This is a genomic window from Hoeflea algicola (genome assembly GCF_026619415.1).
Lineage (GTDB): Bacteria > Pseudomonadota > Alphaproteobacteria > Rhizobiales > Rhizobiaceae > Hoeflea > Hoeflea algicola.
This window is the reverse complement of the sequence record NZ_JAOVZR010000001.1, coordinates 3,157,679-3,183,727: the sequence shown is the minus strand read 5'-3', so window position 1 is coordinate 3,183,727 and position 26,049 is coordinate 3,157,679. Positions and strand designations below refer to the sequence as shown.

The 26,049-nt window shown below is 61.5% G+C and carries 22 protein-coding genes; 6 read left to right on the top strand and 16 right to left on the bottom strand.

What is annotated here, in order from left to right; genetic code table 11:
- Positions 1-154: 154 nt before the first annotated feature.
- From OEG84_RS15630 to OEG84_RS15575, 12 genes are all read right to left on the bottom strand, one after another.
- The gene (locus OEG84_RS15630; RefSeq protein ID WP_267654607.1) at positions 155-766 is read right to left on the bottom strand and encodes a PD-(D/E)XK nuclease family protein; all 612 of its coding nucleotides are present in this window, start codon (positions 764-766) and stop codon (positions 155-157) included.
- Complete coding sequence (gene addA, locus OEG84_RS15625) at positions 681-3,728, bottom strand: double-strand break repair helicase AddA (RefSeq protein ID WP_267654606.1); 3,048 nt, start codon at positions 3,726-3,728, stop codon at positions 681-683. The genes OEG84_RS15630 and addA overlap by 86 nt, the downstream gene beginning before the upstream one ends.
- Positions 3,721-6,918, bottom strand: coding sequence for a double-strand break repair protein AddB (gene addB / locus OEG84_RS15620; RefSeq protein WP_267654605.1), 3,198 nt, complete (start codon positions 6,916-6,918; stop codon positions 3,721-3,723). Before addB ends, addA begins: the two co-directional genes overlap by 8 nt.
- Positions 6,915-7,649, bottom strand: a complete 735-nt coding sequence (locus tag OEG84_RS15615) for a nucleotidyltransferase family protein (RefSeq protein WP_267654604.1) — start codon at positions 7,647-7,649, stop codon at positions 6,915-6,917. The genes addB and OEG84_RS15615 overlap by 4 nt, the downstream gene beginning before the upstream one ends.
- An 18-nt stretch (positions 7,650-7,667) precedes the next feature.
- Entirely contained in the window at positions 7,668-9,173 is a 1,506-nt protein-coding gene (tsaE, locus tag OEG84_RS15610) for a tRNA (adenosine(37)-N6)-threonylcarbamoyltransferase complex ATPase subunit type 1 TsaE (RefSeq protein ID WP_267654603.1), read from the bottom strand.
- Between the two features lie 12 nt (positions 9,174-9,185).
- Complete coding sequence (locus tag OEG84_RS15605) at positions 9,186-11,657, bottom strand: PAS domain-containing sensor histidine kinase (RefSeq protein ID WP_267656208.1); 2,472 nt, start codon at positions 11,655-11,657, stop codon at positions 9,186-9,188.
- Between the two features lie 249 nt (positions 11,658-11,906).
- Positions 11,907-13,301 (bottom strand): adenosylhomocysteinase, encoded by a 1,395-nt coding sequence (gene ahcY, locus OEG84_RS15600; protein WP_267654602.1) that lies wholly within the window; start codon positions 13,299-13,301, stop codon positions 11,907-11,909.
- A gap of 119 nt (positions 13,302-13,420) precedes the next feature.
- Positions 13,421-13,708 (bottom strand): HPr family phosphocarrier protein, encoded by a 288-nt coding sequence (locus tag OEG84_RS15595; RefSeq protein WP_267654601.1) that lies wholly within the window; start codon positions 13,706-13,708, stop codon positions 13,421-13,423.
- Complete coding sequence (locus OEG84_RS15590) at positions 13,705-14,106, bottom strand: PTS sugar transporter subunit IIA (protein WP_267654600.1); 402 nt, start codon at positions 14,104-14,106, stop codon at positions 13,705-13,707. Before OEG84_RS15590 ends, OEG84_RS15595 begins: the two co-directional genes overlap by 4 nt.
- A gap of 138 nt (positions 14,107-14,244) precedes the next feature.
- Positions 14,245-14,730: an HPr kinase/phosphorylase gene (locus tag OEG84_RS15585; protein ID WP_267654599.1), complete on the bottom strand. Its 486-nt coding sequence runs from the start codon at positions 14,728-14,730 to the stop codon at positions 14,245-14,247.
- On the bottom strand, positions 14,727-16,511 hold the full coding sequence (locus OEG84_RS15580) for a sensor histidine kinase (protein ID WP_267654598.1): 1,785 nt from the start codon (positions 16,509-16,511) through the stop codon (positions 14,727-14,729). Before OEG84_RS15580 ends, OEG84_RS15585 begins: the two co-directional genes overlap by 4 nt.
- Before the next feature lie 45 nt (positions 16,512-16,556).
- Complete coding sequence (locus tag OEG84_RS15575) at positions 16,557-17,273, bottom strand: response regulator transcription factor (RefSeq protein WP_267656207.1); 717 nt, start codon at positions 17,271-17,273, stop codon at positions 16,557-16,559.
- Positions 17,274-17,623: 350 nt separating this feature from the next.
- Between OEG84_RS15575 and OEG84_RS15570 the strand changes: the two genes are divergently transcribed.
- The 3 genes from OEG84_RS15570 (at position 17,624) to arfB (ending at position 20,445) form a co-directional block, all read left to right on the top strand.
- On the top strand, positions 17,624-19,234 hold the full coding sequence (locus tag OEG84_RS15570; protein WP_267656206.1) for a phosphoenolpyruvate carboxykinase: 1,611 nt from the start codon (positions 17,624-17,626) through the stop codon (positions 19,232-19,234).
- Between the two features lie 102 nt (positions 19,235-19,336).
- Positions 19,337-20,014, top strand: a complete 678-nt coding sequence (locus OEG84_RS15565) for a nitroreductase family protein (RefSeq protein ID WP_267654597.1) — start codon at positions 19,337-19,339, stop codon at positions 20,012-20,014.
- On the top strand, positions 20,011-20,445 hold the full coding sequence (arfB, locus tag OEG84_RS15560) for an alternative ribosome rescue aminoacyl-tRNA hydrolase ArfB (RefSeq protein ID WP_267654596.1): 435 nt from the start codon (positions 20,011-20,013) through the stop codon (positions 20,443-20,445). Before OEG84_RS15565 ends, arfB begins: the two co-directional genes overlap by 4 nt.
- 101 nt (positions 20,446-20,546) lie before the next feature.
- Here the strand turns inward: arfB and OEG84_RS15555 are convergent, their stop codons facing one another.
- Entirely contained in the window at positions 20,547-21,059 is a 513-nt protein-coding gene (locus tag OEG84_RS15555) for a TetR/AcrR family transcriptional regulator (protein WP_267654595.1), read from the bottom strand.
- Between the two features lie 141 nt (positions 21,060-21,200).
- Here OEG84_RS15555 and OEG84_RS15545 point away from each other — a divergent pair, with 141 nt between their 5' ends.
- The 3 genes from OEG84_RS15545 to OEG84_RS15535 all read left to right on the top strand — a co-directional run bounded on the left by OEG84_RS15545 (position 21,201) and on the right by OEG84_RS15535 (position 23,613).
- Positions 21,201-22,211, top strand: a complete 1,011-nt coding sequence (locus OEG84_RS15545; protein ID WP_425602857.1) for a zinc-binding dehydrogenase — start codon at positions 21,201-21,203, stop codon at positions 22,209-22,211.
- A 249-nt stretch (positions 22,212-22,460) separates the two neighbouring features.
- The gene (gene lysM / locus OEG84_RS15540) at positions 22,461-22,976 is read left to right on the top strand and encodes a peptidoglycan-binding protein LysM (RefSeq protein WP_267654592.1); all 516 of its coding nucleotides are present in this window, start codon (positions 22,461-22,463) and stop codon (positions 22,974-22,976) included.
- 28 nt (positions 22,977-23,004) lie between these two features.
- A complete protein-coding gene (locus OEG84_RS15535) occupies positions 23,005-23,613 on the top strand; it encodes an alpha-ketoglutarate-dependent dioxygenase AlkB family protein (RefSeq protein ID WP_267654591.1) in 609 nt (202 codons plus the stop codon).
- Between the two features lie 45 nt (positions 23,614-23,658).
- Here OEG84_RS15535 and OEG84_RS15530 read toward each other — a convergent pair whose 3' ends face one another.
- The 3 genes from OEG84_RS15530 to OEG84_RS15520 all read right to left on the bottom strand — a co-directional run bounded on the left by OEG84_RS15530 (position 23,659) and on the right by OEG84_RS15520 (position 26,033).
- Complete coding sequence (locus tag OEG84_RS15530) at positions 23,659-24,648, bottom strand: phosphatase PAP2 family protein (protein WP_267654590.1); 990 nt, start codon at positions 24,646-24,648, stop codon at positions 23,659-23,661.
- A 72-nt stretch (positions 24,649-24,720) separates the two neighbouring features.
- The gene (gene coaA, locus OEG84_RS15525) at positions 24,721-25,707 is read right to left on the bottom strand and encodes a type I pantothenate kinase (protein ID WP_425602856.1); all 987 of its coding nucleotides are present in this window, start codon (positions 25,705-25,707) and stop codon (positions 24,721-24,723) included.
- A gap of 2 nt (positions 25,708-25,709) precedes the next feature.
- Positions 25,710-26,033, bottom strand: coding sequence for a phosphoribosyl-ATP diphosphatase (locus OEG84_RS15520; RefSeq protein WP_267654588.1), 324 nt, complete (start codon positions 26,031-26,033; stop codon positions 25,710-25,712).
- Positions 26,034-26,049 lie beyond the last annotated feature (16 nt).

Below are 26,049 nucleotides of genomic sequence, written 5' to 3'. Positions count from 1 at the left end.
CCGTCCAATGCTGTGGCTGGCCATAATGTGATGATTCGGCCATGGGTATTCAAGGCTTTTCGCGCGCCATCACCGAGCCGTGATCATAGGGCGCGGGGGCTCTATCTGCGACAGACCCCATGAATGGGGTAAATTTGACCATTCAGCACAGAATCTAGACCTGTTTTGCAGAGCCACCCGGTTGCCAGCCCTGCAGCCGGGCCATCGCGGCATCGAGCGTTGCGGCCTCGATTTCGACCAGACGCGGAGCCGAGACATAGACCAGTGCAGCGTCAATCCGCCGATCCGGATAAAGCGGCGCCAGAAGCGCGCGATAGATCGCCAATTGCGCCACGTGCCCCTGCGGTGCTGGCTCACCGGGCGCAGGCGCCAGACCGGTCTTGTAGTCAATGATCAGCACCCGGTCATCGCTCACCGCGATACGGTCGATGCGGCCGGAGACCGCGCGGTCCTCGCCGCCGATGCGCAGGGTACCCATCACCGAGACCTCGGCTTCGCCCGGTGCATCGAACACCGGGGAAAAACGCGGGTCGCCAATCACGGCCAGAATCTGGGCTTCGATCAGACCGGCCTCCGTGCGATCCGGGCCCGGCAATGCGCGGGCAAGATAGCGTCTGAGCGCAGCCTGTCGTTCATCGGCCGCAATCGACGGCAACACCTGCAAGAGACGGTGGATCAGGCTACCGCGCGCCAGCGCCAGGCCAGAATGGGCGGGTTGGTCGGCAAACGGTGACCGCGTCGTCACCTCGGCGCTGTCTTCGAGCACGGCGCTGACGCCCGATGGCGCCAATGGCCGGGGCAGGCGCAACGGTGGCGGCAAGGGCGTAGATGGAATCTCCAGCACCGGCGCGAGGGGCTTTGCCTGATCCTGCTCGGGACTTGCTTCGGCGGCGTCCCCGGTCCGGTTTTTGCAACCTGAGGACTGAAAAAGGCCCGCTATCGGTCTGGCGCTCGACTTCCGAGACGACAAAATCACCATCATCAGTATGAGCCAGCCCTTCGGCGACCATCGAATGCCAGGTCGCGGTCTTGACCTCGCGCAGGCCGCGATAGCCGCACACCACCAGCCGGTCGGCGGCGCGGGTGAGCCCGACATACATCAGCCGCCGGTATTCCTCCTCGGCCTGCGCGCGAAGAGCGGCGCGTACCGGTTCGGTGGCCTCGCTCTCGTGGGTCTTGTCGGGCAACCACACCGGAACCGCCGGAGCGGAAGCGCCCGCTTGCGCCGGAAGCAGGCACAGCCGCGGCTGGTGGCTGTGCTGAAACGCCTCGCCACCGGAATCGACCAGAAACACTACCGGCGCCTCCAGCCCCTTGGCGGCGTGCACCGTCATGATTCGCACCGCGCCGGACTGGCCGTCCATTTCGCGCTTAATCTCCGGCGCATCATTTTCCAGCATCGCCAGAAACGCCTGCAGGCCCGGCAGCCCGGCCAGTTCGTGATCGAGCGCAAGACCCAGAAACTCGTCGAGCACGTCGCCAACCTCGTGGCCGAGCCTTGAGAGATAGGCGCGGCGGCCGCCATCGGGTCCGAGCACGGCGGCGTAAAAATCATGCGGCGGCAGCTGCGAAGCGGCAACAACCCAGTGATCAAGCCTGTCGCGGGCAGTAGTAAACCGCGGGTCAGACCCGGCCAGTTGCCTGAGCCGTGCCGATACCGACATGGTCTTGGGCCGGTCGGCGGTCAATTCATACAGGGCGTCTTCATCGAGCCCCAGCAACGGGCTCTTGATCAGGGCTGCGAGCGAGAGATCATCATCGGCCAGCAGCGTATACCGACCAAGCGCGATCAGATCCTGCACGGCGATATGATCTGTCAGCCGCAGGCGGTCGGCGCCGGCCACCGGAATATCGGTGCTGGCCTTGAGCGTGCGCAGCAGGGTGGGCACAAAACCGTCACGCTTGCGCACCAGCACCAGAATGTCGCCCGGCGTGATCAGCCGCAATTTCCCGGTCTTCTGATCCTCGATCATCTCGCGGCCGACCCATTGGTCGAGCACCGATGTGATGCGGCGCGCCAGTTGCGCCGACGGGGCGGTTTCGGGCACCTCGTCGAATGCCGCAGTCCAGTCCTCGTCGCTGTCCGATGGCTCTCGGGCGATCATCGGCCATAATTCGACCAGACCGGGGGCGCGGCCACGGGCGGTTTCGTGGATCACCGGCTCATCCGGATCCCCCATGCCGCGTTTGGCGTCGGCATGGGCAAACACATGATCAACCAGCTTGAGCACTTCGTTGCAGGACCGGAACGAGACCCGGAGGGCCACCTGCTCAAAATCGATGGCGGCGGAGCGTGCCCGATCCGCGACGCGCTTGCGCTCCTGGGCAAAGCGTTCGGGCCGCGCGCCCTGGAACGAATAGATCGACTGCTTTTCGTCGCCCACGGCAAACAGCGTACGCGTTGCCGGGCGCGCTCCCTCGCCGGCGAAGAATTCCTCGGACAATTGGCCGATCACATTCCACTGCAAGGGTGCAGTGTCCTGTGCCTCGTCGACCAGCACGTGGTCGATACCCTGATCAAGCTTGTAGTGAACCCATGCGCTGGCACCGCTTTTTGACAGCAGCGCCTCGGTCGCAGCGATCAGATCGTCATAATCAAGCAAGGCCTGCCGGGTCTTGAGCGCCTCGAACCCGCCAATATAGCGCCGCGCCAACCGATAGGCGGTCAGCGACGCCGTCAGCGCCTTGAGCCGCGCCAGACGGTCGATCACGGTGATCACCTGCGCCTGTGCCTCAACCACCCGGTCAGCCAGATCAGGGAAGCTGCCCGCGACCGACGCCGTCATCACGGTGCCGAGTTTGGCGGGTGCCCCGGCCTTGGTCAGAAACACCTGCTTGAGCAGATCAAGTCGCGCAGCCGGATCAGGTTCGGAGCCGGCTGTGAGCAGGCCATAGGCGAGATTATAGGCTTTTGTCGCCGATTCTGCGGTTTCGGCGAAATCCGACAATGCCCGGACATAATCGATCGGCAACGCCGCAAGCGGCCAGGCCTTGCTAATGACCGCGGCTTCATCCTCATCCGGCGCCAACCCGAGCGCCGATCTAATCAGGATTTCGGCACCAGTGACATCACCGGCGACAGCATCAAAGGCCAGATAATCGCGGCGGCGATCATAAAGCCCTGCCAGCAGCTTGTCGAAGCCGGCTTCACCGCCGATATCAAGCGCCGCCATGACCGCTCCGGCGAGATCGGGATCCTCATCGAAAGCGCGCGCCGACATCAGTTGCCGCCGCGCCTCGGCCAGCAATTCGGCCGCCTTCTGGTCGTCGAGAACGCTGAAATGACCGGCAATATTGGCCTCCAGCGGAAACCGGTGAAGCACCGCTTCGCAGAATGCATGAATGGTCTGGATCTTGAGACCGCCCGGCGTTTCCAACGCGGTGGCGAACAACCGCCGGGCCTGCATCAATTGCCCGGCTTGGGCTTCTACGCCTTCCAGCTCGGCAATTTTTGCGGCCAGCGCCACATCATCAAGCCGCACCCAATCGGCCAGTGTCTTGAACACCCGGTTCGACATCTCGGCGGCAGCGGCCTTGGTGTAGGTTAGACACAGGATCGACGACGGACGCGCTCCGCGCAGCAACAGCCGGATCACCCGGCGCGCCAGCACATGGGTCTTGCCGGAACCGGCATTGGCCGACACCCAAGCCGACAGCGTCGGCGTTGCCGCCCGGTTCTGCCTGAGCGTGGTTTCGGATACGGCGTTGTTGTCACCGGCGTCAGCCATCGCCATCGCCTCCTTCCGCCTCTACTACGGTCTGCCATTCGGCCACCCGGGCGAGATGATCGTAGTCGCCGCCATATTCGCGTGCGCTTCTGGGGATGGCGCGGGAGAGAAAGCCGCGCTTGCCCGAGCGCAACAACACCACCAGCCGGGTCAATTCCGCAACCGCACTGCCAGCTAGGTCTTCGGCGGTCAGCGGTTCGGTCTTGCCCGTCTTGCCGGGGTCGTCATCGATGCGTTCAACAAACGGATCCTTGCCGGTCAGCCGCAGATAGAGCAGCGCCGATGGCGAAACCGCCTCGAGACCGGCAAAACCGCCATGGCTCAAGGCATGGGCTTCGAGCGCCAGTTGCGGATCAAGCAGAATCCGGGCTTCCTTGCGCGAGGGCGTGCCGCCGGTCTTGTAGTCAATGAGCCAGGCGCTGCCATCGGTGCGCAGATCGATACGGTCGGCCATGCCGGTGAGTTTGACGCCGGCGTCGGGCAGTTCGAGACTGGCGCGAACCTCGACCAGCGAACGAACCAGATCAGTGCCAGTTTCGGCTTCCCACGCCACCACCGCCGCGGCCGCCTTGTCGAACCGCATGCGCCAGACCAGCGCAATCGGATAGGGCAGTTGTGCTGCGGCAAAATGGGTTTCGGCAATCTGGCTCAGCGTTTCCAGTGTGCGGTCGCCGGGTTCACACGACGAGATGAAGGCTTCGAGAATCGCATGGTAGAGCGTGCCGCGTTCGCGCGGACCGGGATCGGCCAGGAACGGATCGAGCGGATCGAGCCCGAGCACCCGGCGAGCATAGATCGCGTAGGGATCGCGGCGCAGCCGGCCAACCTCGGAGAAGGAATAGCTTGACGGTTGAACCGAAGCCGGCGGGCACGGTTCGGGCCGGGTGGCCGGTGGAGTCGTGGGGCCGTGGTCGAGATCGCGGGCATGGGCAAGCAAGGCGTTACCACGGGCGCGAAGTTCTGCCGAGGGCTCCGGGCCAAGCACCGCCAGAAGCCGCTGCAGCCAACGCGAAGCCACCGTCGGCGCCTTGCCGGCGCGGAACGAGCGCGACAGCACCACCTGCGGCGCGCCCATCGCCATCTGGAAATCATGGGCAGCCTGGCCGATGCGCCGCTCCGGCGGTTCCAAGCCGATGGCTGCCTTCATCGAGCGGGAAAGGAACGGGTCCTCCTGCCCGGTCTGCGGCCAGACACCTTCGTTGAGCCCACCCAGCAGCAACGTGTCGACATGCTGGAGCCGGGCTTCGAGCGCGCCCCAGATGAACGCCCGGGGATGGCCGCCGGCATGCGGCTTGACCATGCGGCCGCCCATCAATGCATTGAGCGCGCCGATCCACTCGCGGCCGGTCATGGCGAGAGTCGAGCCGCTGTCCCTGGTTTCGAGCAGCAGGCTGGCGAGATCCGCACCTGCCTCGTCTCCCCACAGGCTTTCCAGCGAACCCTGATCATCGGCACATATACGTTCCAGCGCCTGCGCCGTCCGCCCGGCCAGATCACCGATCGGCATCATTCCGGATGCGTCGGATTCCGGCAGCACCGAAGTCAGCGGCGACAGCGCATTGGCAACGCGGCGAGCAAATTCGCGCGCCTGCTCGGCCTGCTGGTCACTAATACGGGCGAGCCAGCGCGGGGCGTGGCGCTCAGTGCGCGCTTGATCGCGTGCGCTCAGCAAAACCTCGAGGCGGCTGATATCTGCCTGGCCGCTGCCGCCGCGAAGGGCGATGCTTTCAACCAGACCCGCCCCGGTGATCGATGCCTGACGGTCAAGCCCGAAGCGCGCCAGCGGATGCTTGATCAGGGCGGCAATCGCCACCGCATCGCCGGGCGCTAGGGCTGCCTGGAGCGCCAGCCGCGCCAACCCGCCCTGGGGGCTGCTGATCAGCGGCGCGCCGCCCGAATCATTGGCGTCGATGCCGTAGCGGCCAAGCTCAGTGACCACCCGGCGGGCAAGATTGCGATCCGGCGTCACCAGCGCGACAGTGGGTTCGGGATTATCAGTGCGCGGTTCCAGCGCACGGCGCATTGCCACCGCCAACGCGGTGGCTTCCTCGCGCTCATTGCCGGCCTCGATCAGGCTGACATCGGCAAAGGCCGGCAGCAGCGCCGGCGCCTCGGGCAAGAAGCCGCTTTCGCCCCAGGCCTCGGTGGCGAGGGCGGGCAGCAATGCGGCGGAGACGGCAATGCGACGCATCGCCATGTCGTCATCAAGGGCACCGATCTCCGGAATGCTTTCGAGCTGATCGACACCCAGACCACAGCTCTCGACCAGCTTGAGCAGGCCATATTGCGGGTGACTGCGGACGGCCACATCGAACGCGCCCAAGCCATCGGCCGTGCGGATTGTCGCGACTGCAGTGGCAAGCCGCTGCCAGTGCTCGGGTCGCATGGCGTGATCAAGCCCGGGAAGGACGACGGCGCCCTGCGGCAAGCGCGCCACCATGGCGATCAACCGCGCGGTGGACGGCCGGGTACCGGTTGAACCGGCAACAATCACCGGCCGGTCCGCGGCGTTTGCGGCGAGCGCCTTGGTGAACACGCCGATCATCGCGTTATGATGTTGCGCGGGGCTCGAGCGCGAGATTTCAGCAAGCAGCGCCGGCCAATAAGACCGGGCAATCAACAGAAACTCGCGTGTCAGCTGCCACCATTGCTGCAGATCATCGGCAACGACGCCGTCAAGATCGGCGAAATTGCACTCCTCGGTTTCCACCGCCTGGATCAGATCGAACAGGCTGCGCCCGAGCCAGATCGCGTCGGCCGGATTGGCCGGCGCCACCAGCGGTGCACCGTCGAGGTGATCGCGGACGGCGGCCGGCAATGCCTGTTTCCAGGCCAGCACCAGATCGGCCAGCCGCAGCATCGCAGCAGTCTGCGGAATCGGCGGATCAAACGCCAGTGTCTCGGGTTCGGTGGAATCGAGGAAGCCCGCGTCCTCATCAGTTTCGCCCAGCGCCCGGATCGCGGGCAGGATGGCCGAACCGGCACCGATCCGGTCAGTAAGCTCCGAACGGAGTACCCGCGCCGCGCGTCGGGTCGGCACGAACACGGTGGCACGGGCCAGCGACAACGGCTCATCAGCGCTGTAGGCAAGGCCCGGCACCAGACCGCCGGAGAGGATCTGCTCGGCCAGCACCGACAGGAATGGCGCGCCCGGCGCAATCGTCACGATCCGGGGCGGCGATGCTGTCATGAGGGTTGCCCATCGAGATACTCGCGCATCGCAGTTTCGGCTTCGCCGATCGCCTCGGGCGTCCCGACGGTGAGCCAATGCCCGCGCATTGGTGCGCCGTACAGACGACCAGCTTCAATCGCTGAATCAAAGCAGCGATTGAGCGAAAACCGGGGCTCGGTAATGCTTGCGAATACGCGTGGATGAAGCACCAGCACACCGGCATAGATCACTGGCTCACCGGTGCCGCGGTAGCGCGCCAGACGACCATCGGCATCGATCATGAAATCACCCGCGCCGGTGTGTCCGGTGGCCTGGTCAGGCCGCGCCGTCATCACCAAGATATCCATCACGTGCGGATCGAACTGCCGGGTCAGCGTGGCGAGATTGTCGTCGCGGGCACCGGGCTCTTCGAGCCAGAAAGTATCGGCATTGAGAATCAGGAAGGGTTCGCCGCCTAGCAACGGCAAGGCCTTGACGATGCCGCCACCGGAATCGAGCAAGGCATCGGTTTCATCGGAGATGGCGATATCAGCTTCGGGCCAGGCCTTGAGCCAATCAACCATCATTGGCGCGAGATAATGGACATTGCAGACAATGCGGGTGACGCCGAGCCCTCCCAGCGCCTCAAGCCCGTAGGCGATCAGCGGCTTGCCCGCCACCTCGACCAGCGGCTTGGGCCGGGTATCGGTAATCGGACGCATGCGCGTGCCGAGCCCGGCGGCTAGGATCATGGCGGCATTGATGGTCATCGTCTGGGGCGCCCCGGTTCATGATTCGGTCAGGCCGATACCAGCCTTTGCGAACCACGAGCGCAAGGGGTGCAGGATCGGATGCGCCAGCGATTTGGCGATGTAGGCCTCCATTCGCGGCAAATGCCGCAAATAACCCGGTTTGCCGTCGCGCACATTGAGGCGAACGAAGATACCGAGAATCTTGGCCGCGCGCTGAGCCGCCATGATCGCGTAGGCTTCACGGAAGCCTGCCTCGACGAAATCCTGATTTGCGGCCCGGCGCGCCGCGACATATCGGTCGAGCAATTCCTCGGCCATATCCGGCTCGACAGTAACCCGCGCATCCTGACACAGCGACGCCACATCGTAGGCCGAGGGGCCGATCATGGCGTCCTGAAAATCGATAATGCCGAGCCGATCGAACCCGGAGCGTTCGTCGCGCCAGATCAGATTGGGCGAATGATAATCCCGCAACACCAGCGATTTTTCCGATTTTTCGAGACCCTTGATCAGGTCGCCCCAGAGATCGAGATATTGCTGCCGCTGCGGCTCGGTCACCGGACCGTCACTGTACTCCGGCAGATACCAGGCGGTCAGCAACTCGACCTCGATCAGCATTGCCCGGGAATCGTAAGCCGGCACCAGATGCAACTGGTGGCCAACCGGCAGGCCCGCGTCAGGCGGAGCCTTTGTGTGCAGCCGCGCCAGGCAATCGATGGCAAAACCATAGCGTTCAGGATCAGGACAGCCCTGATCATCAAGGATGCCTTCGCTGCCAAGGTTTTCAATAAGCAAAAAGCCCTGATCCAGATCTTCTGCAAGAATTTCCGGCGCTGCAAACCCTTCGGCGCGGAGCCAGCGGGCAATGGCGACAAAGGGAATGACGTCTTCGGCCAGATGGGCAATCTGCGAATAGGGCAGGCCATCGCGAATTGGCGGACCATCGGGCTGGCGCGGCGCGTTCATCAGGATCAATGGCGCACCTTGCACTGGGCGGATGCTCTCATAGGTGCGGGTCGAAGCGTCGCCTTGCAGATGCCGCCGCGCCGCCAATTCCAGATCGGCCTGTTCGAGAAACCGTCGGGCGGCGCGGGACCGCTCAAGCCGAGCCATAAATTCTTCCGGACCCGAAACGGTGACAGTGCGGCTATCGCCAACCCCATCAAGCCGAACCGTAATGCGATTGCGGGGAAGTCGGTCGAGCGCCTTTTCGGGCCACTCGACCAGCGCCACACCATCGTTCAGCGCATCGTCCAGGCCAAGTTCATCGAGTTCATCGGCGGCACCGATGCGGTAGAGATCGAGATGGGCAATCGGCAGGCGCAGCTGGTAACTCTGCACAAGCGTGAAGGTAGGGCTCGGCGCTTCAAGGTCCGGATCATCGGCCACGGCACGAATCAGCGCCCGCGCAAAGGTTGATTTGCCGGCGCCGAGGTCTCCGGACAGACACAGGCAATCGCCGACCTTCAGCGCCAGCGAGACATCCTCGGCAAAGCGGGCGGTGGCCGCCAGATCCGTCAATTCAATGGTCGTGGACGCCACCGGAGCGGATCCTTACTGAGCCGCTTGCCGGGCCAGCGGCCGATCAGTGGGAAAACGGCAGACAATTGTCGTGCCGTCGGTCTCTCCGCCCTCGATGGCGACGGTTCCGTGGTGCAGACCGACAAAGCTCTGGACGATCGACAGGCCGAGACCGGCGCCGCGGCGGCGACCACCCTGGCCGTGGGTCTCGAAACGGGCAAACACATCCTTACGGGCTTCCTCGGGAATGCCGGGGCCGGAATCTGACACGGAAAAGACGATGGAATTACCATCCTGGGCGCAGCCGAGCCGCACCACCGAGCCATCGGGGGCGAAGTTGGCGGCATTCATCAGCAGCTTGAACAGGATCTGCTTGAGCCGCTGATAGTCGCCAACCATTTCCGCAGGTGCGTGGGTGGTGTCGATTTCGAGCCGCAGGCTGTTTTCCTTCAGGCGGTCGGAGATCTGGTCCGCCGCCTCGGCGAACAGTCTCCCAATGTCCACGGTACCCGCGTCGAGCCGCATGATGCCGGCGTCGACGGTGGCAAGGTCGAGGATATCGTTGACGATTGTCAGCAGCACGGAAGAGGAGGTCGAGATATGATCGAGATATTCCGCCTGGCGCTCGTTGAGGTCGCCGGTGCCAGGAGTCTTGAGCAAATCGGTAAAGCCGATGATGTTGGTCAACGGTGTCCGCAGCTCATAGGAGACATGCTGGACGAATTCGTTCTTCAGTGCGTCGGCCTTGCGCAGCGCCTCGTTCTTTTCGGTCAGCATGCGCTCGGCGCCGACACTGTCGGTAACGTTGACGAAAGCGATCATGGTCTGCCCGTTCGGCAGCGGAACCATGGCGTAATCGAGGATCAGCCCGGTGGCCAGCTCGATACGGCCTTCGCGCGACCGGCGCTCTTCCTCGAAACCAGTTATTTCGCCGGCGAAAAATTTCCATCCCTCGGGGCCATGATAGGACGGCTCGCAGGCCTGGGCAATCTTGCGGATATGAGTTCCAGGCGTGACTTCCTGCTCGGTGAGGCCCCAAAGCGCCCGGAATGACGGATTCGAGAGGCGAATCTTGCCATCGGGGCCAAACACGGCAACGCCTTCGGCGAGCTGGTCGATGGTCTCGCCCTGAACCTGCAGCAAAGTGTTGTATTTGGTTTGCAGATCGACCTTTTCGGTCAGGTTCTCGAACACCCAGGTGACGCCGCCCTGAGGATGGGCATTGGCAAAGACATTGAGGGTCTGGCCGTCGGGCAGATGCCACAGATGCGGCGTCGTCTCGACTGCGCGGTAGACCGAAAGCACCTCTTCCTTCCAGTCGCGCCAGGAATGCGGTTCCGGCAATTTGCCGTCGACGCGGAGGCGTTCGAGGAATTCGCCATTGTCGGGCCGGCTGGCCAAAAACGGCGTGTCGAGTTCCCAGAGCTGCTGAAATGCCTGATTGTTGAACTGAAGTCGCTGGTCGCGATCGAAAATGGCCACCGGTGTGGCCAGATGATCGAGCGTTTCGGCGTGGCTGCGAAGGGTGCGCTTGAGCTCTTCGCGCAGTTCTTCGGCGATCGAGATGTCGAGTGCCAGTCCGGCATTGCCGACCGGGGTCTTGACATCGGCAACCTCGAGGAAGCGGCGATGACCGTGGATGACGGTCGACAGCTTGTCGAGAAACGGCCGTTCCGGGGTCACGCTGGCGCGCACCCGCTCGCGTGCCGCGGTCCCCAAAAGTTCCATGCTGCCATCGAGCACTTGCTGACGATCGCTGCCTTCAACGGCGTGGACATAAGCATTGTTGACCCAGAGCAGTTGCGAGTCGACGCCGCGAAGCCAGACCGGCATATCGATAACATCGAGAAGCGCCTGGAAGGTATCGAGCGAGGCCAGCAAGCGATCACGCTCGCTGCTGAGCGTGGCCAGTTCGGCCCGGACATTGGATAGCGCGACGAAACGGACAAAGGCCCGGCCGCCTGATACCCGGCCCTGGGCTTCGATGACATGGCCGCGGACGGTCTCGACAATCAGGTCGAAATGCGCAGCCTGGGTGCGCAAGGTGTCGATCGCCTCGTCAAGACTGGCAGCCGAGCGCGGCTCAAGCCAGCGGCCAAAGGCCAGAAAATCGCTTGGCTTTTGCGGGGCGCCGGTCTCGGGAGAGAGGTTTCCCAGCACTTCGGCCGGCATTCCGACGCCGTCCCAGACCACAATCTGCCGGTCGCGGTCGACGATCAGCGCCTGGTAGCGCGACAATTTTGCATTGGTATCAGCCAGTGCTGCGCGCAGGCCGACATTTTCGTTGTCGATCTTGCCGCGTTCGCGAATCAGCCATATCGCGGAAATCATCGCCGCCGAGATGGCGCCGATGACCATGGCGAAATTGACCACTTCGAGCGTCGAGAGACTGACCTTGCCTGAAGACTGTGCCAACGCCTGGCCTGCAGACGCACTTAGGCCACCGCTGACCAGCGCAGTTCCGGTCAGCAGAGTGCGCCAGATGCGCTTGATACCGTCTGCCATGGCCCGCTTGTGACCGGACGCCTGCTTGCGTCCGAGTGAATCGGTATTCCCCGGCATGTCCCCGTCCCCTCGTGGCTGTTTGACAAGACATCGCCGATCCGCCGTCCGCGCCGCCGCAACGCCAAGCGAATCATCTTCCCAAACATAGCTGCTTCGCGAATCACGGTGAAGGGCAACGGGCGCAAAAAGAAACCGCACCCTTGTTGTCAAGGATGCGGTTTCAATATCTTGTGGGTAGTGATTAAAAAATCAGTACCGGTAGTGTTCAGGCTTGAAAGGACCTTCGACCGGCACACCGATGTAATCGGCCTGTTCGGACTTGAGCTCGGTCAGGCGGGCACCGATCTTCTCGAGATGCAGGCGCGCGACCTTCTCGTCAAGATGCTTGGGCAGCACATAGACCTGGTTTTCATACTGGTCGCCGCGGGTCCAAAGCTCGATCTGCGCCAGCACCTGGTTGGTGAAGGAAGCCGACATGACGAAGCTCGGGTGACCCGTGGCATTGCCGAGGTTGAGCAAACGGCCCTGGCTCAAGAGGATCATGCGATTGCCCGAGGGCATTTCGATCATGTCCACCTGATCCTTGATGTTGGTCCATTTGTGGTTCTTCAGAGCGGCGACCTGAATTTCATTGTCGAAATGGCCGATATTGCCAACGATGGCCATGTCCTTCATCTCGCGCATATGCTCGATCCGGATCACGTCCTTGTTGCCGGTGGTGGTGACGAAGATGTCAGCCGACTTGACCACATCTTCGAGGAGAACCACTTCGAAGCCATCCATTGCCGCCTGCAGAGCACAGATCGGGTCAACTTCGGTGACTTTCACGCGGGCGCCGGCACCGCGCAGCGAAGCTGCCGAACCCTTGCCGACATCACCGTAACCGCAGACGACGGCAACCTTGCCGGCCATCATGGTGTCGGTAGCGCGGCGAATACCGTCAACAAGGCTTTCCTTGCAACCGTACTTGTTGTCGAACTTCGACTTGGTGACCGAATCGTTGACATTGAAGGCCGGGAACGGGAGCAGGCCCTTCTTCTGCAGGTCATAAAGGCGGTGCACACCGGTGGTGGTTTCTTCCGAAACACCCTTGATCGCCCCAAGTGTCTTTGTGAACCAGCCGGGGCTTTGCTTCATGCGCTTCTTGATCTGGGCAAAAATCGCTTCTTCTTCTTCCGAGGTCGGAACCTCGATCAGATTGGTCTCGCCGGCTTCGACGCGCGCGCCAAGCAGCACGTAGAGCGTGGCGTCGCCGCCATCATCGAGGATCATGTTCGCGCCTTCGGGGAACATGAACGAGCGGTCGAGATAATCCCAATGCTCTACAAGGGTCTGTCCCTTGATCGCAAACACCGGAACGCCGCTCTTGGCGATGGCCGCAGCTGCGTGATCCTGGGTCGAGAAAATGTTGCACGATGCCCAGCGGACGTCGGCACCCAACGCCGTGAGGGTTTCGATCAACACCGCGGTCTGAATCGTCATGTGCAGCGAGCCGACAATCCGCGCGCCCTTCAAAGGCTTGGCAGCGCCGTATTCTTCGCGCAGAGACATCAGGCCCGGCATTTCGGTTTCAGCAATATCGAGTTCCTTGCGGCCAAATTCGGCCAGCGCGATATCTGCGACTTTGTAATCTGTAGCTGTCATGTTTGTTTCCCAGGGGTTTTTCCGGTCCCGACGGGGCCGGCCAGAATGCATTGGCGGTGCCTTAGCAGGAATCGCGCAAGCTGGCAACGGGACATAAAGATGTCTTTATGTGAATTGGATCAGGATTCTTCGCCAAATCGATCATCGACCAGTGCCTGCAGGGCGTCGAGCACTTCGACGGCCTGGCAGCCTTCGGCTTCAACCAGGATCGCGCAACCGGGGCTCGCCGCCAGCATCATCAGACCCATGATCGAGGTGCCACCGACGGTCGATCCTTCGCGGGTGACCCGTACGGTCGCGTCATATCCCTCAACCGTCTGCACGAATCGCGCAGAAGCGCGGGCGTGCAGGCCACGTTTGTTGATGATTTTCAGAGACCGAGACTGGGTAGGCGTCAATGTCGTCATTTCCCGGTCAGCAGACGGCTTGCAACGTTGATGTATTTGCGGCCTGCGTCCTGGGCATCGGCCAGCGCCTTCTGCATGTCGTTGCCGCCGCGCACGCCGGCAAGCTTGATCAACATCGGCAGGTTGACGCCGGCAATCACCTCGATGCGGCCCGAATCCATCACCGAGATCGACAGGTTGGAGGGGGTACCACCAAACATGTCGGTAAGGATGATCACACCATTGCCGCTTTCGACGCGTGAAACCGCGCCAACGATATCCAGCCGACGTTGGTCCATGTCGTCTTCAGGCCCAATGCAGACTGTTTCAAGCGCGGTTTGCGGTCCAACCACATGCTCGAGCGCATGCTGGAACTCTTCAGCGAGCTTGCCATGGGTGACAAGCACCAATCCGATCATTTTGCCTCCAACAGCATGCGGTGCTCCGAAATGAAGCCAAGACACGCCGATTGCTTCGCAGCCGCGAAATGTTTCAGTTTTCATCTTGGACAGAAGAGGACGAAGTTCAAGCCAAAAATCGCCACAATCGGAGCAATCTTATCCCGCAGGCGGATCAAAAGCCAAAAATAACGCTGGCTGAAGCGCGCAGAGCATCGAAAGTGGATCCGCGGCACCATCGCGCCATAAACGCAAAAGTGGTGTTGAAACACCATTGCACGCAAAGGTTTCGTCATCTGGCGGCAAACGGGTTGCAGCCGAGGCCTCGCCCGGAGCTACTGCCAGGTGCATGACCGCCTGGTCCCTTTGGCGCAGACGGACGATGCCGCTGCCGCGAATTTCAAGCAAACCGCTGATCGGCTTCGGGCAGGACGCAATCAGGCGGCCGCCGGCAACGGTGAGACAGGTCCTGTCATCGGCGATTAGAGCCGCGTTCCAGCCGCGGCGAAGGGCTGCTTGCAGGCAGGCAAACGCCATCCCGCTTTTTCCTGCGCCGGAGGAGCCGACAAACAGCAACCCGGTATGCGCCACCACGATCGCGGTGGCGTGCACGGTTTCGCTGACGCCGTCTCGTGCATCTCTCATTGAGGTTCGACCGGAAGCTCGATGGTAAAGCGTGCGCCGGCCCATTCACCTTCTTTGCGGCCCGGCATGTTCTCGGCGGTCAGCGTGCCGCCATGGGCCTCGATGATTTGTCGGCTGATCGACAGGCCGAGGCCGGAATTCTGGCCAAAATCCTCGCCATCGGGGCGATCTGTGTAGAATCGTTCGAACACCCGTTCGATCACCTCGGCGCGGATCCCCGGGCCATTGTCCTCGACCAGCACCTGAACAGAATTGCGGCGGCGCTTGAGTCGGACAGTGATACGTCCACCGGTTTCAGGCACAAAGGAGCGCGCATTCTCGATCAGATTGGTAACCACCTGCCCGAGCCTGAGATCATGGCCCAACACGAGGAAGCCGTACCTGCCTGAATTGCCGGGCTCGATCTTCAGATCGATGGTGACCTGCTTGCTGCCGGCGCGGACCTGGCGGGCGATGTCGACCAGATCCGTAAGCAATTGCCGCATGTCGACCTTGGCGCCGTCCTGGCGGGCGAGCTCCGCGTCGAGCCGGGAAGCGTCGGAAATGTCGCTGATCAACCGGTCCATCCGACGCACGTCATGCTGGATCACATCCATCAGCCGTTGCTTGGAGTGCTCGTTGCGGGCCAGCGGCAGGGTTTCCACAGCGCTGCGCAGCGATGTCAGCGGGTTCTTGAGCTCGTGACTGACATCGGCGGCAAAACTTTCGATTGCGGCAATCCGGTCATAGAGCGCGTTGGTCATGTCACGCAGCGCCACCGAAAGATTACCTATTTCATCCTGACGCGCGGAAAAATCAGGGATTTCCTCGCGCGCCTTGGCGCCGCGGCGAACCCTGACGGCGGCAGCCGACAGGCGCCTGAGAGGCGTTGCAATGGTCGAGGCAAGCAGCAACGACAGCACGATATTGACCATCGCGGCGACGCCAAACACCCGGAAGATCGCCATTCGTTCGGCATGCACGATCTTGTCGATATCGCCGGCCTGGGTAGACAGCAACAACACACCGAGCACCGCCCGAAACCGCTGAACCGGAACCGCCACCGAAACAATCAGTTCACCCGCTTCGGTGACCCGCACCACGGCGCCGCGACCACCGGTGAGTGCGTTCATCACCTCGGGATAGATGGTGCCGTCGGAACCGGGCGGCTCGCGGTAGAGCGGCAGATCCCTGCGCTGGAAAAGCCGGTTGAACCAGGCCGTAGCCATATCAGTCAAGCTGAGCGGTTTGGACTCGGCCGGAGGCAGATCGTAGCGCAACACCTGGCCGCTCGAATATAGATAGCGCGAATCCAGAATCAGGCTGGCATCGTCATCATAGATCCGGGCGCGGGTTCTGGTCGGCGAAATCAGCCGCCTGAGTACCGGGGCTACCCGTTCCGGATTGATCGGAAAATCCAGGTTCTCGTTGGAATTGGTGGGCGAGATGGTTTGCCCGGCTTGCAGTTCAAGCAGTTTTTCCGGGTCGATTGTGATCGAGTTGGTGTCAACGCTGGCCGAAGCGGCAACCGCGCCGGCAATGATTTCGCCCTGGGTCAGCAGGCTTTCAACGCGGGCGTCGATCAGGCCTTCGCGGAACTGGTTGAGATACATGATCCCCGACACCAGCACGATCAATGCTGCGAGATTGAGAAACAGAATCCGCCGGGTCAGGCTGGAAAAGATCAGATGGCCGAAGATCCGGCGCACCAGCGTGACCGGATTGATCCATTTGCGTGCGCGTTTGCGCCCGGACGAGGCCTCGCCCTTGCCGCTCACACTATCTTCGGTTTCAATCGCCATATCGCCTATGCCACACGCGGCGGCCTGTTTAAAGCAGGATGCCGGTCATGCCGCTTCGCGAAAGCGGTAGCCGACGCCATACAGGGTTTCGATCATGTCGAAATCATCGTCGACCATCTTGAACTTCTTGCGCAACCGCTTGATGTGGCTGTCGATGGTTCGATCGTCAACATAGACCTGCTCGTCATAGGCGGCGTCCATCAAGGCGTCGCGGCTTTTGACCACGCCGGGGCGTTGCGCCAACGACTGCAGGATGAGAAACTCGGTGACCGTCAGGGTTACCGGCTCGTTCTTCCAGGTGCAGGTATGACGCTCCTGGTCCATCACCAGGTTGCCGCGCTCGAGCGACTTGGTCGGCGTCGACGCGGTGCGGCCGGGCGTGGCCACGGCAGCATCGCGGCTGGCGGCGCGGCGCATGACCGCCTTGACGCGCTCGACCAGCAGACGCTGGGAGAACGGCTTGGTGATGAAATCATCGGCGCCCATCTTGAGGCCGAACAATTCGTCGATCTCTTCATCCTTGGATGTCAGGAAGATCACCGGAATATCGGATTTCTGGCGCAGCCTGCGCAACAGCTCCATGCCGTCCATGCGAGGCATCTTGATATCGAAAATCGCCAGTTGGGGCGGCCGGGCCAGCAACCCATCCAGTGCGGAGGCGCCATCGGTGTAGGTCTCAACACGATACCCTTCAGCTTCGAGCGCGATCGAAACCGAGGTAAGGATGTTGCGGTCGTCGTCAACGAGCGCGATTGTCTGCATGATTGTCGTCTCCGTCATGGTCTAGCACACCTCTGGAATATGCCCCCGCATCAACCCGGTTCTTGCGCCTGTTGGCGTTGCCGCCGGGTTCCACCGTCATGTCCATGAGGATAAAGTGAGAACAAAATGTGGCACAGTTCACTGATGGTGTCATTCTCTCATTCCCGTACCAGTCTGCTCGCTCGCGTCAATTGAACCGATTTAAACCGTTCGCTAATTTTTTAAATCGATTAATACTTTGATTTCATTAATGATTTCTGAGATTTCGTGTTGTTTTTTAAATTTCGCGACCCTATGGTCCGGCGAAATTCGAACCTGTCCTGCGCCTGAACAACAAGAGGAATCCAATGATCGAGGATCTGGGAGTGTGTAACCCGTCGGCCGGTTTGGCCCTGTGTGGCCTGACCACCACCGGCCCGGTGCGTTACAATACTGGCGAGGCCGAACTGGTCGAACTCGCCGTGGCGCGGGGCGAGGCAACGCTGACGGCGCATGGCGCGCTCAGGGCGCTGACCGGCCAGCATACCGGCCGCTCCGCCAAGGATAAATATGTGGTGCGCGATGCTGCCACCACCGACCAGATCTGGTGGGACAACAACAAGGAAATGTCGGTCGACGCCTTTGACGTTCTTCACGCCGATATGGCAGCCCACGCCAAGGAGCGTGAGTTGTTCGTCCAGGACCTGATTGGCGGCGCCGACAGCGCCAATGCACTCAACTCGCGGATCATCACCGAATTTGCCTGGCACGCGCTGTTCATCCGCAACCTGCTGATCCGCCCCGAGCGCGCGACGCTTGAAAGCTACCTGCCGGAACTGACGATCATCAACCTGCCGTCATTCCGCGCCGACCCGGCGCGCCATGGCTGCCGCAGCGAGACGGTGATCGCGGTCAATCTGAGCAAGGGTCTGGTGCTGATCGGCGGCACCTCCTACGCCGGCGAAATGAAGAAATCGGTGTTTACGGCGCTCAACTACCTGCTACCGGCCAAGGGCGTGATGCCGATGCACTGCTCCGCCAATGTCGGCCCGAAGGGAGACACGGCAGTGTTTTTTGGCCTGTCAGGTACCGGCAAGACGACGCTTTCAGCCGATCCCAAGCGCACCCTGATTGGCGATGACGAGCATGGCTGGGGCGAGGACGGCGTGTTCAATTTTGAAGGCGGCTGCTACGCCAAGACCATCCGGCTGTCGCGCGAAGCCGAGCCGGAAATCTTCGGCACCACCGAACGGTTCGGCACGGTGCTGGAAAATGTGGTGCTCAACGAACACCGGATTCCCGATTTCGACGACGCCTCGCTGACCGAAAACACCCGCTGCGCCTATCCGCTGCATTACATCCCCAATGCCAGCGCCAGCGGCCGGTCGGGTCATCCGCACAACATCATCATGCTGACCGCCGATGCCTTTGGCGTGATGCCGCCGATCGCCCGGCTGTCGCCGGAACAGGCGATGTATCACTTCCTGTCAGGCTACACCGCCAAGGTGGCCGGCACGGAAAAAGGCGTCACCGAACCCGAAGCGACGTTTTCTACCTGCTTTGGCGCCCCGTTCATGCCGCGCCATCCATCCGAATATGGCGATCTGCTGCGCAAGCTGATCAATGACCATCAGGTCAGTTGCTGGCTGGTCAATACCGGCTGGACCGGCGGCGCCTATGGTCAGGGTCAACGGATGCCGATCAAGGCCACCAGGGCGCTGCTCAGTGCGGCGCTCGACGGCACGCTGGAAGGTGCTGACTATCGGGTTGATCCGAATTTCGGGTTTTCGGTGCCAATTGCCGTCGAAGGCGTCGACAGCGCCATTCTCGATCCGCGCTCGACCTGGGCCGACAAGGCCGCCTACGATGCTTCGGCACAGCGACTGGTCGGCATGTTCATCGACAATTTCGAGAAATTCGCCGCCCATGTCGATGGCTCGGTGCTCAATGCGGCGCCCGGCCTGAAGGCTGCCGCCGAGTAAGCCCGGCCATTACCAGGAACGAACTTTGATCGGCCCCGTTGACCCAACGGGGCCGGTCGCGCATTTTCTGCCAGCGCGCCACCGTCGCAGGAGATCCGTTTCATGGCCAAGACCGCCAAGACCATTGCGCTGACGCTGCCGCGCAAGAGCGACGCGGAGATGCGCGCCGATGCGCAAGTCTTTTTCGAGCAGATGCAATCGCGCCGGACGGTGCGGGATTTTTCCGCCGACCCGGTGGATCCGGAGATCATCAGGCTGGCTGTCCGCACCGCCGGCACAGCGCCATCGGGCGCCAATCAGCAACCCTGGTGTTTTGTCGCCATCAGCGATCCCGAGACCAAGCGCGCCATAAGGCAGGCCGCGGAAGAGGAAGAGCGCGCGTTTTACAATGGCCGTGCAGGCGAGGAATGGCTCGACGCACTGGCCGCACTCGGTACCGATCCCGACAAGCCGTTTCTGGAAACCGCGCCGTGGCTGATCGCGATCTTCGCGCAGCGCTGGGGCGTTGACGCCGATGGTCGCAAGTTCAAGCACTATTATGTGCCCGAATCGGTCTCCATCGCCATCGGCCTGCTGATCGCCAGCCTGCATTCGGCAGGACTTGCCACGCTGACCCATACGCCATCGCCGATGGGCTTTCTCAACCAGATCTGCGGCCGGCCGGACAACGAAAAGGCGCTCATTCTGCTGGTTGTCGGTCACCCCGCCAAAGACGCCCGAGTGCCGGCAATCAGCCGCAAAGGTATCGACGAAATCCTGTTTTGGAAGACCGCACCATGAGCGCCGATCCGCTGCATGGCGCGCGCGGCATCGTCATTGCCGGCTGGGAGCTCAGTGAAAGCTTCATCCGGGCGTCGGGCCCGGGCGGCCAGAACGTCAACAAGGTGGCGACTGCGGTGCAGTTGCGTTTTGACATTGGCAATTCGCCCTCTTTGCCGGAACGGGTCAAGAAGAACGCGCTGAAACTTGGCGGCAGCCGTGTTTCCAAGGATGGGGTGATCATCATCGAGGCCAATCGCTTCCGCACCCAGGAGCGCAACCGCGCCGACGCGCGCGCGCGGCTGATCGAACTGATCGACCAGGCTTCGGAGCCACCACCGCCGCCGCGGCGGAAAACCCGACCGACCAGAGGCTCGGTGGAGCGGCGCCTGGCAGCAAAATCCGGCCGCTCACAGATCAAGAAAGCCCGCGGCAAGGTCGAAGATGATTGATCTGCGGGCTGCGAGATCACGTGAGGATCATAGCCCGCTCAGTGTTTACCGCAGGTCCGGAGCATTTTTGGAAAGAGTGCCTGCCAAATGGTGGTGGCTGATCAGGCGGGTTGCCGCAAGCCGTGGCTCAGCCGCCGGGCACTTTCAACGGCGGCGTCGCCATAGAGCGACCAGCTTTGGGTCAATCCCTCGATGATCAACGTCAGATCCACTTCGCGGCCGGGCAAGGCAGTGGCTGCGGCGGCACGTCCAGCCACCTCCGTCTTGTGGCGCTGCAAGAGCGTGCGCAACGCCTGGTCATGCGGGGCAGCAGCAACGGCTGCGTGAAACAGGCAACCATGGGATGCCTCGCGCCGCATCCACTCGGCGACCCGATCAAAAATTGAGGACAGCGCCAGCTCTGCATCGGCGGGCAGTTCGGTAAACACCTGTGCGATGTAACGCTGGTGCCGATACTCAAGTGCCATGCGCACCATCTGCTCGCGAGACGGGGTGTATTTATAGAGCGTGCGCAGGCTGACACCGGCGGCATCCCTGAGATCCTCGACACTGGGTTCGGCAAAGCCGTGTTCGGCAAATGCCCGCTCCAGGCCGGCGGCTATTTTCTGCTGCATATCATTCATGCTTGACGATGTAGAATTATCCCTCTACCTACGCAAGTAGAATGAACGTTCTACATAGGAGACCGGTATGACACTTCCCGAAACAATGCGCGGCATGATTCTCACCGGCCATGGTGGCCTGGAAAAACTGGAATGGCGCGAGGACCTGGCGGTGCCCGTGCCTGGTGCCGGCGAAGTGTTGATCCGGGTTGGTGCCTCGGCGGTCAACAACACCGATATCAACACCCGCATCGGTTGGTATTCCAAGAGCGTGCGCGGCGACACCGCCTCGGGCGCAGCCAAGGGATATGCGACCGAAACCGGCGAAGACGGCAGTTGGTCAGGCACACCGCTGACGTTTCCGCGGATCCAGGGGCTGATTGCTGCGGACGGATCGTCGCCGTTGGAAGCGGCGTTGACGTGGGCCGGGTGGGAGAACGGGTTCTGGTGCGACCGATGCAACCGCGCTCAAGCGCCGGCGAGGAACCAGCGACAGTAACCTTCGGGTCCGAATGTAATGGCGGCTTTGCCGACTATGCGGTGACCGGTTCGAGCGACGCGATTCGGGTGGAATCCGGGCTCAGCGATGTCGAGCTGGCGAGTTTTCCCTGCGCCTTCTCGACCGCCGAAGGCATGATCCAGCGCTGCCGGCTGGGGACAGAAAGTGTGCTGATCACCGGCGCGTCCGGCGGGGTCGGCTCGGCGGCGATCCAACTCGCCAAACGGCGCGGCGCCCATGTCACGGCACTGACCACGGCCGCCAAGGCGGAAGAATTGCGGGCGCTGGGCGCCGATCAAACGTTGGACCGCGATGCGCCGCTGCCTGGCCATGGTTTTGACGTGGTGCTTGATCTGGTCGGTGGGCCGCGCTGGCCGGACCTGATCGACAGCCTGCGCAATGGCGGACGCTACGTGACTTCCGGCGCAATCGCCGGGCCGATTGTCGAACTGGACCTGCGAACGCTGTATCTTCGCGACCTGACATTGCTTGGCAGCACCCATCAACCGGCCAACGTGTTTACCGATCTGGTCAGCTATATCGAGGCTGGCGACATCCACCCGGTGCTGGCGGCCACCTATCCGCTTGCCGAATTGCGCGCCGCGCAGTCAGCATTTGCCGGCAAGACCCATGTTGGCAAGATCGGAATCACGGTGGCTGATTGAACCCGGCCGGAACGCCAACAAATGGGTCGATACAGGTTTCGGGGCGGCCGGCCATCGGGCACAAGTTTTCCCTGATGGTCCAAGCCAAGTCTCTCTGCCGGAGGTGCTTGCAGCGGGCATGGAATAGCTGTCACAGACCTTACCCCACCGGGCGCAATACCGGCGGATTCAGTTTTTGTGTAGCTTTCAGTTGGTAGTTTGCACGCAAATGCCTATGTTCTGAACAACCAATCAGGGAGATGAGTACTTATGGGCATTTTTGATTTCATCAAATCGGCAGGCAAGAAGATCGGGATCGGCGGCGATGACGACGCCCCGGACGCAGATGCGGTCAAGAAGGAACTGGATTCACACAAGCTCGGCACCGACAAGGTCGAAGTCCGGGTTGATGGCGACAAGGTAGTGCTTTCGGGCGTCGTCGAAGACCAGTCGATCTTTGAAAAAGCCATCGTTGCCGTTGGCAATACGCTCGGCATTTCCAAGGTCGAGGCGGCAGAACTCTCGGTCGTCGTTCCGGATTCGGGCCTTTCACTGGCTTCAGCCGACATGACTGACCTGGTCAAGGCCTCGATACCAGCCAAACAGCCGCGTTTTCACACCGTGGAAAAGGGCGATAATCTCTGGAAAGTCGCCGAAGCAGCCTACGGCAAGGGCAAGGGCTCCAAATACACGGTGATCTTCGAAGCCAACACGCCGATGCTTTCGCATCCCGACAAGATCTATCCGGGCCAGGTGCTGCGCATCCCCGATATCGAAACCGCCTAACACGCCAGACCGAACGACAAGGCCGGACATGCTGGTTCTACCCAAGGGATTGCGCCATATTCCCGGCCATATCGATCGCGCCGGGCAACAGGCCTTGCTCGAGGAAATCCGGGCGGTGGTGCGGCAAGCGCCACTCTACCGCCCGGAAATGCCACGCAGCGGCAAGCCGTTCAGCGTGCGCATGTCCAATTGCGGCGAGCTCGGCTGGGTCGCCGACCGCAATGGCTACCGTTATCAGGCCCGTCATCCCGTTACGGATGCGCCCTGGCCGCCGATTCCGCAGGTATTGCTCGACATGTGGAGGGAACTGACCGGCGATCCGCGCCCACCGCAAGCCTGCCTGATCAATTACTACGACACCTCGGCCCGCATGGGGCTGCACCAGGACCGCGACGAAAATGATCTGTCGGCGCCGGTGCTGTCTGTATCGCTGGGTGATTCCTGCCTGTTCCGGTTCGGCGGCACCGAACGGACGCAGCCGACCAAATCATTCCGGCTGGAAAGCGGCGACATCGTCGTACTGGGCGGCGAAAGCCGGCTGATCTTTCACGGTGTCGACCGGATCTACCCGACGACATCCACACTTCTCGCCGATGGTGGCCGGATCAATCTGACATTGCGGCGGGTCGGCGCCTGACCTGCTTCTGTTCGTTCAATTGAATTCAACTGAACGCGCCATACATCACCGCCCTGACCCCGCCATCCGCGAACCCTGCTGATCGAAATGTACCGGCTGCATGCCCGGCTGCGACGAAACAGCAGGGTCAGCGGCATTCCGGTGCATTCCGAAAACCAGGCGAACTATGCCAATGCACAGGGCCGCAAGCGGTATGCTGGCGAGAATATCGACAAGATAATGGTTGGCATTCACCACAGCGGCCAGCGCCATCATGATGTTGAGCAGCAAGAACGGATACCGCAACCAGATGTTGGTCCAGGTTGCCCAGATCAGCAGATAGGCGACCCCGGCATGGACCGAGGGGAAGGTGAGAATGCCGGATATCCCCTGTGACGAGATATGGAATTCGACATTGTTGCGCACCGCTTCAAAGTGCTCGATAAACTCGAACCCGAAATAGGAGTTGATGTTGGCAAGCTGGCCATCGGTGTAGCCATAATGGGTATAGGTGCCGTAGGCGGGGAACCAGATCGCAACGACCGCGGCAACCAACGTCAGCAAGCCGAAGGCGATCATGAAAGCATGGGCACGGCGGGAATAACCGAGCCAGAGCAAGAGCGCTGGTACCAGCACCACCTGGATCAGAAATGACTGATAGGCTTCTCCAAAAGCCGCCGCCAGCAGGGGCCGGGCATCAACAAATGCGATAAAAGAGTGCCAGTCGAACCCGATCGCCGCGTCCATATTGGCCAGCAGTTCGTCCGCCAGCGGCATATCAAGCGACATCGCCATGTAATTGGCGGTGACCATCGGCAACATGATCAACAGCAGCCCGGCAATCAGACTGGCCAGACCGCGAAGCAGATTGAGACCAAACCGCCCTGCAAGCAGGCTGAAACAGGCACAAATCAAACTTAGATAAAGATTAGCGGAGAAATCCGCGTAATTGATCGTTACCTTGGTAAAAGGCCGGGCAACCAGAACAACACCCCAGATAAGGCCGAGGGAAACGAAAAACCGCTTCTGTATGTCATCCATATCCAGATCGTTCATGTGCCAATCCCGCGAGCAGATTTACTCCTCCGACTAGCAGATCGACCATAAGGTTCGGTTAATCGGTGCTACCTATAGCTTTCTCAGCGCCACCTGTTCGATCAGGTGGTTGGGGCCCTTGCGCAGAATCAGGTCGGCGCGTGGGCGGGTCGGCAGGATGTTCTGCCGCAAATTCTTCAGGTTGATGTTTTCCCAAAGGCTTTCGGCAATGGCGCGGGCAGCGTCCTCGCCGATGGCCGAATAGCGATGGAAGAAGGAATCCGGGTCCTTGAACGCGGTTTGCCGCAGATTCATGAAGCGATCGACATACCATTTGTGGATGTCGGGCTCTTCGGCGTCGATATAGATCGAGAAATCGAAGAAATCGGAGACGAAGGGGATGATCTTGCCATCCTCGGGCAGGTCGCGCACCTGCAGCACATTGATGCCCTCGAAAATCAGGATGTCTGGCCGGTCAATGACCTTGTATTCGCCGGGCAACACATCATAGGTCAGGTGTGAATAGCACCGCGCCCGGACATTATGCTGACCAGCCTTGATTTCGGACAGGAAACGCAGCACCGCGGCAACATCGTAGCTTTCGGGAAACCCCTTGCGGTCCATCAGATTGTCGCGACGGAGAATTTCGTTGGGGTAGAGAAACCCGTCGGTGGTGACCAGATCGACCTTCGGGCTCGAGGGCCAGCGGGCCAGCAATTCGGCCAGGACACGGGCGGTAGTGGACTTGCCCACCGCCACCGATCCGGCGATGCCGATGATGAACGGGGTCTTGGCGACGCCGGAGAGATTGAGAAAATGCTTGCGTTGCTCGAACAGCAATTGCGAGGATTCGACATGGGCTGACAGCAATCGCGACAGCGACAGATAGATCCGCCGCACTTCATCGAGATCCACCGGGTCATTGAGCGAACGCAGCCGGCGAACCTCATCCTCGCTCAGCGTCAGTGGCGTGTCAGCGCGGAACTCCGCCCATTTGTCAGCGGTGAAGAACCGGTAGGGTGAAAAATCATCTCCGGAAAAATGATCCAGGGGGCGTGGCTGAATGTCGGTCTGATCCATGCTCACTCCGCCCTGCGTCCGGCCTTCTCAGCCAGACCGGATTGCGATGTTCGCCGCTCCAGCTCGGCCATGATGTCACCCAGCGGAACATCGGCAATCCGCAGCACGACCATCAGATGGTAGAGTAGATCGGCAGATTCAGCGACCAGTTCGTTGCGCCCCTGTGCAGTGGCGGCGATGACAGTTTCCACCGCTTCCTCGCCCAGCTTCTTGGCGGCCCTGGGCATGCCGGCAGCCACCAGCTTCGCGGTCCAGGACTGGTCCGGATCGGCAGCGGCGCGGGCGGCAACAATCCGCTCAAGATCGGTGAGATTGAAATTGGTCATGGCAGATGGTTCCCTT

Excerpts from the sequence above, each read along its gene's own strand:
- addA (WP_267654606.1), bottom strand. The coding sequence starts at position 3,728 with ATGGCTGACGCCGGTGACAACAACGCCGTATCCGAAACCACGCTCAGG.
- addB (WP_267654605.1), bottom strand. The coding sequence starts at position 6,918 with ATGACAGCATCGCCGCCCCGGATCGTGACGATTGCGCCGGGCGCGCCA.
- OEG84_RS15615 (WP_267654604.1), bottom strand. The coding sequence starts at position 7,649 with ATGACCATCAATGCCGCCATGATCCTAGCCGCCGGGCTCGGCACGCGC.
- OEG84_RS15605 (WP_267656208.1), bottom strand. The coding sequence starts at position 11,657 with ATGGCAGACGGTATCAAGCGCATCTGGCGCACTCTGCTGACCGGAACT.
- ahcY (WP_267654602.1), bottom strand. The coding sequence starts at position 13,301 with ATGACAGCTACAGATTACAAAGTCGCAGATATCGCGCTGGCCGAATTT.
- OEG84_RS15595 (WP_267654601.1), bottom strand. The coding sequence starts at position 13,708 with ATGACGACATTGACGCCTACCCAGTCTCGGTCTCTGAAAATCATCAAC.
- OEG84_RS15590 (WP_267654600.1), bottom strand. The coding sequence starts at position 14,106 with ATGATCGGATTGGTGCTTGTCACCCATGGCAAGCTCGCTGAAGAGTTC.
- OEG84_RS15585 (WP_267654599.1), bottom strand. The coding sequence starts at position 14,730 with ATGAGAGATGCACGAGACGGCGTCAGCGAAACCGTGCACGCCACCGCG.
- OEG84_RS15580 (WP_267654598.1), bottom strand. The coding sequence starts at position 16,511 with ATGGCGATTGAAACCGAAGATAGTGTGAGCGGCAAGGGCGAGGCCTCG.
- OEG84_RS15575 (WP_267656207.1), bottom strand. The coding sequence starts at position 17,273 with ATGCAGACAATCGCGCTCGTTGACGACGACCGCAACATCCTTACCTCG.
- OEG84_RS15565 (WP_267654597.1), top strand. The coding sequence starts at position 19,337 with ATGGCCAAGACCGCCAAGACCATTGCGCTGACGCTGCCGCGCAAGAGC.
- arfB (WP_267654596.1), top strand. The coding sequence starts at position 20,011 with ATGAGCGCCGATCCGCTGCATGGCGCGCGCGGCATCGTCATTGCCGGC.
- OEG84_RS15555 (WP_267654595.1), bottom strand. The coding sequence starts at position 21,059 with ATGCAGCAGAAAATAGCCGCCGGCCTGGAGCGGGCATTTGCCGAACAC.
- OEG84_RS15545 (WP_425602857.1), top strand. The coding sequence starts at position 21,201 with ATGGCGCGAGGACCTGGCGGTGCCCGTGCCTGGTGCCGGCGAAGTGTT.
- lysM (WP_267654592.1), top strand. The coding sequence starts at position 22,461 with ATGGGCATTTTTGATTTCATCAAATCGGCAGGCAAGAAGATCGGGATC.
- OEG84_RS15535 (WP_267654591.1), top strand. The coding sequence starts at position 23,005 with ATGCTGGTTCTACCCAAGGGATTGCGCCATATTCCCGGCCATATCGAT.
- OEG84_RS15530 (WP_267654590.1), bottom strand. The coding sequence starts at position 24,648 with ATGAACGATCTGGATATGGATGACATACAGAAGCGGTTTTTCGTTTCC.
- coaA (WP_425602856.1), bottom strand. The coding sequence starts at position 25,707 with ATGGATCAGACCGACATTCAGCCACGCCCCCTGGATCATTTTTCCGGA.
- OEG84_RS15520 (WP_267654588.1), bottom strand. The coding sequence starts at position 26,033 with ATGACCAATTTCAATCTCACCGATCTTGAGCGGATTGTTGCCGCCCGC.